The following is a 13,067-nucleotide window of genomic DNA, read 5'->3' on the forward strand; positions in this document are numbered from 1 at the left end:
CAGGAACCATAGCGCGTGATGTCAGAAGCTGCCATCACTAGACTCGGGGACATGGGACGCTGGGAGCCGGACGCGAAGGGGCGCCTGATGGTGGCGGCGCTGGAGCTGTACACCGAACGCGGCTACGAGCAGACCACCGTCGCGGACATCGCCCAGCGGGCCGGGGTCACCGAGCGCACGTTCTTCCGGCACTTCGCGGACAAGCGGGAGGTCCTGTTCGACGGCGCCGGCACGCTGCAGGAGACGGTGGTCACGGCCATCGCAACGTCAGCCGCGCAAACGGCGATCGAGATGGTCGGCACGGCCATGGAACGCGCGGCGGAGATGATGCAGGAGCGGCGCGACTTCGCCCGGCAGCGGGCCGCGGCGATCGCCGCCAACCCCAGCCTGCAGGAGCGTGAGCTGCTCAAACTCGCCGTCCTCGGCGCGGCGGCGGCGTCGGCGCTGCGCGACCGGGGCGTGCCGGAGCCGGCGGCCACGCTTGCCGCGGAGGTGGGGGTGACGGTGTTCAAGGTGGCGTTCGAGCGGTGGATCGACGACCAGCCCGACTTCCCCGCCTGCATCCGCGCGACCCTCGAAGGCCTCAGAGCGCTGCAGTGATCGACGTCGCTCTGCGGCGAAAACTGCTCGGCGCCTCCCGTTCGTCGGCCTGAACGGATCATTTGGCGGCGCACCTAGGATGGGCCGGTGACTGAGCCTCAGCAGGGCTTCGCGATCGGTGTCGACCTCGGCACGTCGAACACGGTGGCCGTGGTGCGCTGGCCCGACGGGCGGACCCGACCGCTGCTCGTCGACGGTGCGCCGATCATGCCGTCCGGGGTCTTCGTCGACGAGCACGGGCGGCTGCACGTCGGTCGCGACGCGGCCCGGCTCGCCGGGCTCGACCCCTCGCGCTTCGAGCCCAACCCGAAACGCCGCATCGACGAGCCGACCGTGCTGCTCGGCGACCGAGAGATCGCGACCGTCGACCTGCTCGCCGCGATCCTCGCCGCAGTGGCCCGGGCCGCCGTCGAGGCGGTCGGGTTCCTGCCCACCGCGGTGCTCACGTATCCGGCGGCGTGGGGGACCCACCGGCGGGACGTGCTCGCCACCGCGGCCCGGCGCGCGGGCTGGCCGCCGGTGATGCTGGTTCCCGAACCGGTTGCCGCCGCCCGCTATTTCGCTGATGTACTGCGCCGCCCGGTCCCCGTGGGCTCCGCCCTCGCGGTGTTCGACTTCGGGGGTGGGACGCTCGACATCGCCGTGGTCCGCAACGACAACGGGCGGTTCACGGTCATCGGCTCCGGGGGTGTGGAGGACCTCGGCGGGCTGGACATCGACGCGGCCCTCGTCGAGCACCTGGGCCAGCTGATCTCCAGCATCAACCCGGCGATCTGGGACGCGCTGCGCAACCCGGCGACGACCACGCAACGGCGGGACCGCCGGCTGTTCTGGGACGACGTCCGCGGGGCGAAGGAGATGCTGTCGCGGACCACGGTCGCGCCGATCACCGTGCCGGGCTCGGACCAGGCGATCCACCTGACCCGCGAGGAGCTGGACCGGGTCATCGGGCCGCTGGTCCACCGCGCGGTGTGGGAGACCGGCTCCGTCATTGCGAGCGCCGGGTTGCGGGGCGATCAGCTCGCCGGGCTGTTCCTGGTCGGCGGGTCGTCCCGGCTGCCGCTCGCGTCGCGACAGCTGCACGCCGAGTTGGGGATCCCGCCGACGGTACTGGAGCAGCCCGAACTCCCGGTCGCCGAAGGCGCGCTGGCCGAACTGGCACCGCCCGCGCCGACGGCGGGGTTCGGTGGCGCCGAGATGACCTCGGCCACCGGGTACGGCGCCGCCCCGACCGGCTTCCACGGCGCGCCGACCGGGTCTCCGGCGGGCTCGTTCGGCAACGGGCCCGCTGCCGCACCGGTGTCACCCGGGTTCGGTGCCGCGCCGACGTCCGGTGGGTTCGGGGCTCCTACCTCGGGTGGGGCGCCTTCCGGGTATCCGATGTCGGCGTCGCAGGTGATCCCGCCCGGGCAGTACAACGGCGCACCGCCGACCGCGCCGTTCCAGGCCGCTCCGGGTTCGGTCCCGCCAGGTCCAGGTCCAGGTCCAGGTCCAGGCCCAGGTTCAGGTTCAGGTTCAGGGGCGCCGGGCTTTGGGGGGCCGCCGGCTCGCGGTCGGTCTCGGCGCGGGCTGTTGATCGCCGGGATTGCCGCGGTCGTCGTGCTCGCGTTGGTGGCCGGTGGGTACTTCTGGTTCTTCCGCGACCGGAGCACCACCGTCGACTTCGCCACGCTCAAGGCCGAGAAGGCGTTCGAGATGGGCGACCCGACGAAGCTCGACGCCATCCACTCCGCCACCGTCAACGACCGCGCCGTCATCGGTTGGAAGGTCGACAAGCAGTACTTCGTCCAGGCCATCGACCTGGGTGGCATGAAGGTCTCGTGGCCCAAGATCACGATTGATCGCGACTACAGCAAGTGGAGCGTCGCGGCGTACCAGACCGGCATCGTCGTCACCGGCACCGGTTCGGAACTCGGCAGCGTGTTCATCCTGGACTGGAAGAACGGCAAGACGGTCTGGCAGGGGACGTTCGACACGTACGACGTGCTGTACGCGCTCGGTCCGGTGCTGGCGATCCACCGGTACGAAGGCAAGAAGACCGAGGCGATCACCTGGACCGGCAAGAACGCGTGGACCCGACCGGACAACGCCAAGGGCTCGGTCATCTACGGCCAGTCCAACAGCGCCGACCTGCGTGGCCCCGGCAGCTACAACGGCGTCGCCACCAACCGCGACATGCAGGCCCGCGACGACCTCATCAGCATCGACGGCGACGACAAGATCCGGCTCATCAACGCCACCAAGGGCGAAGAGATCCGCAGCTGGAACAACGTCGGCGAATACGGCGCCAAGTACCTCGCGCACGACGACAAACTGTTCGTGGCGGGCGGCAGCACCAAGTACACCGTCAATGCGTACAACCTCGGCAGCACCGGCGAACCCAGCCAGATCTACAGCTTCGCCAACGACAAGGTGCGGCTCATCGACTGGTCGCCGTGTGCCGACGGGCGGTTGTGTCTCATCGACGGCAGCAGCTCCGACGGCAAGGACAACACGGTCCGGGCGATCTCCATCGCCGACAAGAAAGCGGTCTGGAACACGCCGGCTCCGGGCAGCACCGTGCTGGTGCCCGCAGGGCGGCAGGTCCTGGCGACGGACTGGGACACTCCGGCGAGCGTGCTGCTGTCGTACGACGGGAAACAGCTGCTGAAGAACGACGACAAGGGCTCTTACGGGGTCCGGGTCACGGCCGGGAGCCTGATGTTCTTCACGGGTACGCAGAGCGCGACGTCGGCGTACAACCTCACGCTGGTCGGGGTTTCCTCGTCGTCGGGGGAGCGGATCGCGTTGGGGCCGTTGACGAAGACGATCGGGTTGACGTGTTCGTGGAACTCGTCGGTGATCCTGTGTGCGAGTGAGGGCAAGTTCCAGGTGTGGCGGTTCGCCGCTTCCTGATGGTGTTCACGCGAAAGGGCCCGGCGGTTGTCCGCCGGGCCCTTTGCTTACTTGCTTATTTGCTTATCAGATCCGCAGGCCCGTCGCGGCGTTGAACGCGTGGTGCGTGTTCACGTGCGGGCGGACGTACACGATCTCGGTGAGGCGCGGCGTGCGGCGCGGGTCGGCACGAACCACGAACCGCTCGTCCTGGCCCTCGAGGGCGACGGTGCCGTGCACGTACGCGTCCGAGCCGAGCTCCTCGACCAGGTCGACGGTGATCGGGATGCCACCGTCGTTCGGGCCGACCAGGTCCGTGTCCTCGGGCCGGAACCCGACGGTCACCCGGTTGCCGCCGCCGTCGGCCTGCGCCGCGGTCAGCTGCTCCCGGGTCAGCGGCAGCGTGACGTCGCCGAAGCGGCCACCCTTGTCGCTCAGCGGAACGGTCTTGATGTTCATGGCGGGCGAGCCCATGAAGCCGGCGACGAAGACGTTGGCCGGACGGTCGTACAGCGCGCGGGGGCTGTCCACCTGCTGCAGCACACCGTCGAGCAGCACGGCGACCCGGTGACCCATGGTCATGGCCTCGACCTGGTCGTGCGTGACGTACACGGTGGTGATGCCAAGCTTGGCCTGGAGCGTCGCGATCTGCGAACGGGTCTGCACACGCAGCTTCGCGTCGAGGTTCGACAGCGGCTCATCCATGAGGAAGACCTGCGGCTCGCGCACGATGGCGCGACCCATGGCGACACGCTGCCGCTGACCACCGGAGAGCGCCTTCGGCTTCCGGCCGAGGTAGTCCTCCAGCTGCAGCATCGCCGCGGCTTCCTTCACGCGCCGGTCGATCTCGTGCTTCGGCGTCTTGCGAAGCTTGAGCGCGAACGCCATGTTCTCGTACACCGTCATGTGCGGGTACAGCGCGTAGTTCTGGAACACCATCGCGATGTCCCGAGCCTTCGGCGGCAGGTGCGTGACGTTGCGGTCGTTGATCAGAATGTCGCCGGCGTCGACATCTTCCAGGCCGGCGAGCATGCGCAGCGAGGTCGACTTGCCACAACCGGACGGCCCGACGAGGACGAGGAACTCGCCGTCACCGATCTCGAGGTTCAGCTGGTCCACCGCGGGGCGCGGGGTGCCCGGGTAGATCCGGGAGGCTTTGGAGTACGTCACCGTAGCCATGACAGGGTGCCACCTTCCACCGGCAGGAACGTGCCGGACGATCCGAGTAGAAGCTCTGGGCAGCGGCGGTGCCGCCCGGAGTTGGGGTAACAGTAGGCGGGCCCAGCCCGTCTGCCAAGGTCAGTACGCGTTTTTGGTCAGATTCGCCCCGACTTGGCCCCGAGGTATGTCGGAGGCGGAGCGTGTGCCCGGCCCGGTAGGATCGTCCTGTTGGCCGACGTGGCGCAATTGGTAGCGCACCCGACTTGTAATCGGAAGGTTGCGGGTTCAAGTCCCGCCGTCGGCTCTCTCGTTCGTCCCGGCTCATGCCATCTGAGCTGCACGAACAGTCACAGGCGTATCGAGTCGGCGCGGCCGAATCCATCCGACCGCGCCGACTTGCTCACCGATTGCTCACGCGGCGGATTCCGTTCGACTTTCGGGCGGTGGACCGGAGTAGCGCAACTGGCACGCACCAGTTCAGGCGCAACCGTGGTTGTCGCCGTGCGCGCGAGCTGCGTCCGAGGCTATCGACTTCGGTCTAAACTCTCATGATGCGCAGTAGTGCGAGTCGTCGGACGAATCGCGCTGTCGCACTGATCATCGCGGTCGCGTTGACCGGCGGCTGGGGGCTGGCTGGCTGGCGTGTGGTTGATGATGCCCGTGGGGAAACGGTCGATGCTGAGGTCGTTGCCATCGCCAGGAATGATCCCGGCCGGCGGGTGTATGACGTTCACTTTGTGACGGTGGCGGGTCAGGCCTGCGAGTCCCGCGTCGATTCCGGCTCCAACCCGCCGCCGCGCGAGATCCACGTTGGCGGAGGTGCGATGGTGCACCACTCCGCCTCCAACCCATGCAGCAGCTTCTTGTTGCGGGAGACGACGTATCCGTCGCGGTGGCCGTTCATGATCGTGGCGCCGATGGTGATCGCCATCTGTCTCGTCGCGGTATGGCGGCTGCGGCCGCGCAAAGACGACCGGTAACTTGCCCTGCCGCGTTACAGGCGCCAGGTCCGTCCCGGCACGCCCGCTGTGGCGGCAGCGTTGCGCTCGACGTTCCGTCCACTGTGGACCGGACATGCTCACCGGTTGCTCACGTAGGCAACGCTGCTAGAGGTCACGAGGTGCGATAGGACATGACCCTAGGCGGCGTTGACCAGCACAGAAGCGCATCGAACCGGGCCGGAAGGCAGCTGTTCTCAATGCGTCTCGCGCACTTGTAATCGGAAGGTTGCGGGTTCAAGTCCCGCCGTCGGCTCTCTGTAGACCCGCTCTGAACTGGTACTTCTGTTTCAGCTCGATCCGTGGCACCGGTCATGCACTCGAATCGGAGACTGCCGCGACCACCGTAACCCGCCCGGGAAGGACATGGGCCGCAGCACACCGGACGCTGGGTGCGCGACGAACCGGTTGGGGAAGCAGTTCGTTCTCGACGGCATCGTGTACACGTGCAAGGAACCGAAGCCGTACGCGTGGCGGCGCGACTGAGCCCGCGTCCTTCTCTGGACGGCGAGAAGCCCCGCACCAGGTTCGAGGCTCCGGCACCACCTCCGTGAACGCGACCCATGGACGCGATGGCAACCGGAGATGTGCGGCGCGTGCGACAGATGCAGTCAACTGGCGGAAGCGGCGCTCACTGCAGGAGCGCTTGAGCGGACGCCGTTCAGGCCTACGGTCTGCACCGACCCCGCCACGTGGCGCAAAGCGGCTGGTGGGCGTGGGCAACTTCGGTGATACTGGCCGTGCTTCGGGCACAGGTTCGAGCTTCACGAGATCGGAACCGATGGCAACGGCACGGCAGGCGGATCAGGACCCGCCGGTTGCCGTGCGAGCCGGGGTGCTCAGGGCAGTCGTGGCGTACCTGCGTGATCCGGTGTCGGCCGGCCTCTACCTGCAGGGAAGGCCGGGCGTCGGGATGTCGACGGTGCTGGCGAGCGTCGCGGCCCGAGCCCGTCGCCGCAAAGACCGGCTGATCACCATCAGTGCGTCACATGCCGAGCGTGATGTGCCGTTCGCGGGTCTGCACCAGATGCTGCACGCGTGCCGGCGCCTGGTTGCCGCTCGTCCGGCGATCGAGGTCTTGTCCACCGCGGTCGGCGGCGCCGTGGATTCGGGCGTTCTGGCGGCGACGGCGTCGTTGCTCGGGGTGATCGCGGCGGACGGGCCGGCGTTGATCGTCGTGGACGGTGCGCACCGGCTGGATCCGCAGACCAGCGAGGCGATGGCGGGGGCACTCGGGCGCGCGCCGGTGGCCGGTCTGGCAGTGGTGCTGGGCGGCCATCCTGCTGGAGCCACCGCGTGGCCGGGCCTGCCGACCTGGACGCTGCCCGGGCTCCCGGCGCCTGCGGCGCGTCGCCTGCTGCAGATGCGCGCCCCTGGGTTGAACCCGTGGCTGGCCGACCGCATTCTCGACGAGGCGGCCGGCCGGCCGCTCGCACTGGCCGAGCTGCCGGAGGCCTGGGCGGACCGGACCGAACCGGGAGCGGATCTGCTGGTGCCGCACGCACCGCTGACCACGCGGCTGGCACGGTCGCTGCTCGAGGAAACCAGATCGCTGCCCGCCGGTGCCGCTGGAATCCTGCTGCTGGTCGCCGGTGGTCAACCGTGGCAGCCGGCGCGGCTGGCCACCGCGGCGCGGCACCTGATCGGGTCGTCGTCGATCGGCACGCTGGTGGCTGCGGGCTGGTTGACGGACGGTTCCGACGGTGTACGGCTGACCGATCCGCTGCTGGCCGCCGCGCTGCTCCAGACCGCTGCCGCCGACCAACTGCGGCCGAGCGTCGAAGGCCTGAACGACTTCGGCGACCCTGGCGACCTGCCGGTGGCGTCGGGCGTCCGGGCGTTGCGACGCGCCCTGATGTCGGTGCGTGCGGGGCAGCGCGGTGAGCGGGCCGGCCGCGGACTGGTCGACGGAGCTGAGGTCGCGGCGGACCTCGGCCGGTTCGAGGTTGTCGCTGCCCTGCTCGGTGCGTTACCGGAGCGGATCAACCCGATCGACGCGGCCCGCCAGGACATCCTGCTGCGCCGCATCGGCGAGTCCGCCTGGGGACATGTGCCGTCCGTGGAGGCCGTGTGCGCGGTCGCCGACACCTGCCGGGCCGCCGGCAACCCGTCCCTGGCGTTGGACCTGCTGGCCGGGTTCGCCGCGACGGTCACGTGGTCCGACGTCGACGAGGTGCCGCGCCGGCGGTTCCTGGCGTCGCTGGACGAGCTCGAAGACCACCAGCGGGACCCGCGCTGGCTGCTCGTCTGCGCGACCGCCGACCCGGCACGCGCCGGTGGTGGCGGAGCGCAGGTGAGCGGCCTCGCCGATGACAGCGCCCGATGGCATGTCGGTCTGGCGATGCGACGGCTGGGCCGCCTCGAGTCTGCCGCCGAGCTGCTGAGCATCGTGGTGCCGTCGCTGAGCGGGCAGCACCGGTTCGGAGCTCTCCTGCCAGCAGCGGCTGCCCTCGCCGACGTCCAGTTCCTCCTCGGTCGATGGGACTCGGCCGAGGAGCAGCTGCGGCGTGCGGGCGTGGCAGCCGAACGCACGGATCAGACGGCATGGCTGGCTCATGTGCGGGCCACCACCGCGATGTTGCATGCCGCACGTGGCGAGGCCGGTGCCGCCCGGAGTCGCGCCGAGGCGGCGGAACGTGCGCTCGGTGACCGACCGGTGTGGCCGGTGCGGCTGCGGGTGGCGGCCGCCCGTGCCACGGCGCTCATGGGCGAAGGGCGTTTCGCCGAGGCGTGTGTCGAATTGGAACCGATGCTCACCAGGCCCGGCGTTCGCGCGTACACGGTCGACCTCGCGGTCGTGGCGACGCTGTACGCCGAAGCGGCAGGCCGCGGTGACCCGCGACCCGAACGGCCGGCCGTGCTGGCGGCCGTGCAGGAGGCGCTGCACGCCAACCCTTCGAGTGAGGGCGACGCTCATCTGGACTACCTGCGGATCCTGCTGCAGCCGCCGCCGGACGTCGAGCGGACCTGGATCGCGCTGCTCGATCGGGCCGGGCGCCTGCCGTGGCTGCAGGCACGGGCCCGGCTGGGCTACGGATCGTGGTTGCGGCGCGAGCAGCGGGTGGCCGAGGCTCGGGAGCAGTTGCACCGCGCCGCGGCGGTCTTCGCGACGTTGCGTGCCGGGTACTGGTCCGAGCGCACCGCCCAGGAGCTGCGCGCCGCCGGCATCGCCCAACCGGACGGGCGGCCGCTGAGCGGGCTGCTGTCGCCGCAGGAGCTCGCGGTGGTCCAGCTCGCCGCGACCGGCCTGTCCAACCGGGAGATCGGTGCGCGCCTGGCCCTGTCGCCGCGAACCGTCGGTTCGCACCTCGCCCGGGCGTTCCCGAAACTGGCCGTCACCTCACGTCACCAGTTGCCCGCCCGGCTGCAGGAGCTGACATGACCGCAGGCGCCCTCTTCGGCCGCGACCGTGAACTGGACACCGTGGACGGCCTGCTTGCCGACGTGCACCATGGCGGTGGTTCGCTGCTGTTGCGCGGCGATGCCGGCGTCGGCAAGTCCGCGCTGCTGCAGGCGGCCGCGGAGATCGCCCGCCGCCGCGGGCACCTGGTGCTGACCGCCGGCGGCACCGAGGGCGACGTCGTGCCGTTCGTCAGCCTGCGGCGGATGCTGCCCGCACCGCTGATCGAGTCGACCGACCTGCCCGCCGCCCAGCGCGCGGCGCTGATGGCGGCCATCAGCGGTGACGACCTCGGCGGCATGCCCGAACCGTTCCTCGTCGGCATGGCGGCGCTGGCCGTCATCACCGACGCGCCCGAAGACCGGCCGATCACCCTCATCATCGACGACGCGCACTGGCTGGACACCCAGTCCCGTGCCGTGGTCGCCTTCCTCGGACGGCGGCTCGCCGCGGACCCCGTCCTGCTGATCATGGCGACCAGGCCCGTGCACGACCCCGACGACGCGGTCGACGCCACCACGACCATCACCGTGCCGCCACTGCCGGCCGATGCCGCCAACGCCCTGCTCGACACCGTCGCCTCCCATCTGGATCCCTTCACCCGCAGCAGAATCCTGCACGCGGCGCGCGGAAATCCGCTCGCGCTGACGCAGCTACCACGAACCTGGGACCGCGCGATGCCGGCGGCCTCGCAGGCCACCGCAGGCCTGCCCGTCGGCGACCACATCCGGTCGAGCTTCGCCGGCAGCTATCGCCGCCTACCCACCACGAGCCGGGACATCCTGCTGGTCGCCGCGCTGGACGAGCACGCATCGCTGCCGCACATCCTGGCGGCGACGCAGGTGTTCACCGGCCGGCATGTCGCGGCCGGTGCGCTCGGTCCAGGCGCCGCCGCAGGCCTGATCACCGTGACCACCACAGAGGTCGCGTTCCGTCATCCTCTCGTGCGGGCCGCCGTCATCGAGTCCGAGGACGCCGAACGCGTCCAGGCCGCACACCGCGCCCTGGCAACCGCCCTCGAACCCGCAAACCCACGCCGAGCCCTGGGCCACCGGGCGTTGGCGGCGGACGGCACCGACGACACCCTCGCCACCGATCTGGCCGAAGCCGCGGAGGCAGGCCGCCAGCGGGCCGAGACAAGCACCGCGATCTGGCTGATGGAGCAGGCCGCCCGCCTCACTGCGCAGCCCGGCGTCCGCGGACACCGGCTGCTGATCGCCGCCACCTGGGCATACGAGCACGGCGACCGCCGGGTGGTCGACCGGCTGCTCGCCGCGGCGTCCGCCGTACCCCTCGGCACGCTCGACCGGATCCGTGCCTCGTGGCTGTCCGAGATCTTCACCGGCAGCGGCACCGATGACGTCGGCCGCATCCTGGATCTGCACCGGGACGTCGAGGTCGCGTGGCAGGAAGGCGACCACGACCTGGCCTGGAATGTGCTCATGTCGCTCGCGTCCCGCTGCTACTGGACGAGTCCAGACGAGCAGACCCGGCGGCTGCTCGCCGCCACCGCGCAGGCGCTGCCCGTCGCCGGCGCCGAACACCGCCTGGTCTTCGTCCTGTCCGGCATCGACCAGGTGAGCCACACCGCCCGCATCCTCGCCGAATGCCGGCGGGCACTGCACCGCGACAGCACCGACGCCAACGCCCTGCGCATGTACGCCATGGGCGCCGTCGTCGTCGGTGACGCACTGCTGGGACGGGCCTTCGCCGACCAGGCAGAGCGCCTCCTGCGCGCCCAGGGCAGGCTCGGGCTGCTGCCGCACCTGCTGCTCACTGGCATCCAGACCGACTGGTTGATCGGGCACTGGGACCGTGCCCGCACCGCGCTGGCCGAAGGCGGTCGCCTCGCCGCGGAGACAGGCCAGCCGACCTGGCGCAACTCGGCCCGGCTCAACGAGGCCCGCCTGGCCGCGCTGGCCGGTGAACACGACGGTCTCGACGAGACGCTGAACCAGATCGAGGTGGACGCGATCCGCCACGGCACCACCAGCTTCCTGCCCCGCATCCAGGTCATCCGCGGCACCGCACTGGTCGCCGCCGGTGCTTACGAGGACGGGTTCGACGCCCTGCAGCGGGTCTTCGACCCGCACGACCCGCTGCACGACGCGCGCAGCGCGTTCCCCGGCGTGATGTTCCTCGCCGACGCCGCCCTGCCCACCGGCCGCGGCCCGCTGGCACGGCAGCTGATCGACGGCATCCGCAAGCAGCTCGGCACGACCCCGCCGATCGACTTCCGGGTCGTGGACAGCTACGCCCGAGCCGTTCTCGCCGACGACGACCAGGCGGAGGAGCGCTACCAGCACGCGCTCAACGGCGAAGCGGCGGCCTGGCCGTGGGTGCTGGCACAGCTTCGGCTGGCGTACGGCACGTGGCTGCGCCGCCAGCGCCGAGACAGCGACGCCGTGCCGCAGCTGCAGATGGCCCTCGCCGGGCTGTCGCGCATGGGCGCCATGCCGTGGGTCGAGCGGGTGCAGCATCAGCTGCGCGCCGCCGGAGGACACGCCGCCCCGAGCGATGTCACGCCCCGGCAGGTCCTCACCGCCCAGGAGCTGCAGATCGCGAGCCTCGCCGCGGCCGGCCTGTCCAACCGCGAGATCGGCGAGCAGCTGTTCATGTCGCCGCGGACGGTCGGATCCCACCTGTACCGGATCTTCCCGAAGCTGCGGATCACCTCCCGCAACCAGCTCGCCGCCCTCCTGGACGCAGATCCAACCACCTGACCCACCGGGCGCGCTCTTGCGTACCAGGTGCAGTCATTTGACGCAGGACGCGTCGACGCCGCCGCCGTAGCGTTCCCTCAGGCCGCAAGCGAACGCACGGCCGACACCAAAGGCCATCAAGCCCACCAGCCCGTGGGCCGATGCCGCCTGCCCGGCTTCTGCCAACGTTCCCTGAAAGGAACCCGCACCCTTATGTCACCTGTCTCCCGCCGCACGGTCCTGACCGGATCGGCTGCGATCGTCGCCGCCGGCGTCGTTACCGCGGCCGCCGCTGAACCCGCCGGCGCGCACACGTACCCCGGCCCGAAGCCGACCGTCGTGCTGGTGCACGGCGCGTTCGCCGACGCGTCCGGCTGGAACGACGTCGTCCGCCGGCTGATCCGCGACGGCTATCCGGTCCTGGCCCCGGCGAACCCGTTGCGCGGCGTCGAGTCCGACTCCGCGTATCTGGCCAGCATTCTGGCGAGCATCACCGGCCCGGTCGTCCTCGTTGGACACTCCTACGGCGGCGTCGTCATCACCAACGCCGCGACCATCGCCAACGCCGACGTCAAGGCGCTGGTGTACGTCGCCGCGTTCGCGCCGGACACCGGCGAAACGGTGCTCGGGCTGCAGACGAAGTTCCCCGGCACCAAGCTCGGCGAGCCTCAATTGGACATCCGGCCTTATCCGCTGGCGGACGGTAAGTACAGCGCCGACGGCTACGTCAAGGCCGACGTGTTCCGGGACATCTTCGCCGGTGACCTGCCCCGCTCCACCACCGCGGTCATGGCGGCGACGCAGCGGCCCGGTGACGTGCACACCCTGCGGCAGGCGTCGGGGGTGCCGGCGTGGAAGCAGATCCGGTCCTGGTACCTGGTCGCCCGCGACGACAACCTCATTCCCGCGGCCGCGCAGCGGTTCATGGCGCAGCGGGCCGGATCCCGCGTCGTGGAGGCCAACGCCTCGCACGTCGCCATGATGTCGCAGCCCGCGATCACCGCCGACCTGATCGCGCTCGCCGCGCGGACCACCCGCAGCTGACCCGGAAGGACACCACCATGCCTTACGTCACCACCTCAGACGGCGCCGACATCTTCTACAAGGACTGGGGTTCGGGTCGCCCGGTCGTGCTCGCCCACGGATGGCCGTTGAACTCCGACAGCTGGGAGGCGCAGCAGCTGTTCCTCGCCAGCAACGGTTTCCGGGCCATCGCGCACGACCGGCGCGGGCACGGCCGCTCCACCCAGATGTGGACCGGCAACGAGATGGACACCTACGCCGACGACCTCGCCGCGCTGATCGAGCACCTCGACCTGCGCGACGTCACCC

The 13,067-nt window shown here is 70.5% G+C and carries 8 protein-coding genes and 1 tRNA gene; 8 read left to right on the forward strand and 1 reads right to left on the reverse strand.

Annotated elements, in window-relative coordinates; translation table 11 throughout:
- Positions 1 to 51: 51 nt before the first annotated feature.
- Together Dsi01nite_RS54365 and Dsi01nite_RS54370 are read left to right on the forward strand one after the other, a co-directional pair.
- Entirely contained in the window at positions 52 to 600 is a 549-nt protein-coding gene (locus Dsi01nite_RS54365) for a TetR/AcrR family transcriptional regulator (protein ID WP_203854397.1), read from the forward strand.
- Positions 601 to 687: 87 nt separating this feature from the next.
- Entirely contained in the window at positions 688 to 3,495 is a 2,808-nt protein-coding gene (locus tag Dsi01nite_RS54370; RefSeq protein ID WP_203854398.1) for an Hsp70 family protein, read from the forward strand.
- Between the two features lie 66 nt (positions 3,496 to 3,561).
- Here Dsi01nite_RS54370 and Dsi01nite_RS54375 read toward each other — a convergent pair whose 3' ends face one another.
- On the reverse strand, positions 3,562 to 4,653 hold the full coding sequence (locus Dsi01nite_RS54375; RefSeq protein ID WP_203854399.1) for an ABC transporter ATP-binding protein: 1,092 nt from the start codon (positions 4,651 to 4,653) through the stop codon (positions 3,562 to 3,564).
- Between the two features lie 213 nt (positions 4,654 to 4,866).
- Between Dsi01nite_RS54375 and Dsi01nite_RS54380 the strand changes: the two genes are divergently transcribed.
- From Dsi01nite_RS54380 to Dsi01nite_RS54405, 6 genes are all read left to right on the forward strand, one after another.
- Positions 4,867 to 4,939, forward strand: a tRNA-Thr gene (locus Dsi01nite_RS54380).
- 244 nt (positions 4,940 to 5,183) lie between these two features.
- Positions 5,184 to 5,615 carry a DUF3592 domain-containing protein gene (locus Dsi01nite_RS54385; RefSeq protein ID WP_203854400.1) on the forward strand — a complete coding sequence of 144 codons (432 nt, stop codon included), beginning with the start codon at positions 5,184 to 5,186 and terminating at the stop codon, positions 5,613 to 5,615.
- Between the two features lie 853 nt (positions 5,616 to 6,468).
- Entirely contained in the window at positions 6,469 to 9,015 is a 2,547-nt protein-coding gene (locus Dsi01nite_RS54390; RefSeq protein WP_203854401.1) for a helix-turn-helix transcriptional regulator, read from the forward strand.
- Positions 9,012 to 11,756 carry an ATP-binding protein gene (locus tag Dsi01nite_RS54395; protein WP_203854402.1) on the forward strand — a complete coding sequence of 915 codons (2,745 nt, stop codon included), beginning with the start codon at positions 9,012 to 9,014 and terminating at the stop codon, positions 11,754 to 11,756. Before Dsi01nite_RS54390 ends, Dsi01nite_RS54395 begins: the two co-directional genes overlap by 4 nt.
- Positions 11,757 to 11,948: 192 nt before the next feature.
- On the forward strand, positions 11,949 to 12,779 hold the full coding sequence (locus tag Dsi01nite_RS54400; RefSeq protein WP_203854403.1) for an alpha/beta fold hydrolase: 831 nt from the start codon (positions 11,949 to 11,951) through the stop codon (positions 12,777 to 12,779).
- Between the two features lie 17 nt (positions 12,780 to 12,796).
- Positions 12,797 to 13,067 (forward strand): alpha/beta fold hydrolase (locus Dsi01nite_RS54405; RefSeq protein ID WP_203854404.1); only part of this gene is annotated, 271 nt, incomplete at its 3' end.

The organism is Dactylosporangium siamense, assembly GCF_016862795.1.
GTDB classification, from domain to species: Bacteria; Actinomycetota; Actinomycetes; order Mycobacteriales; family Micromonosporaceae; genus Dactylosporangium; species Dactylosporangium siamense.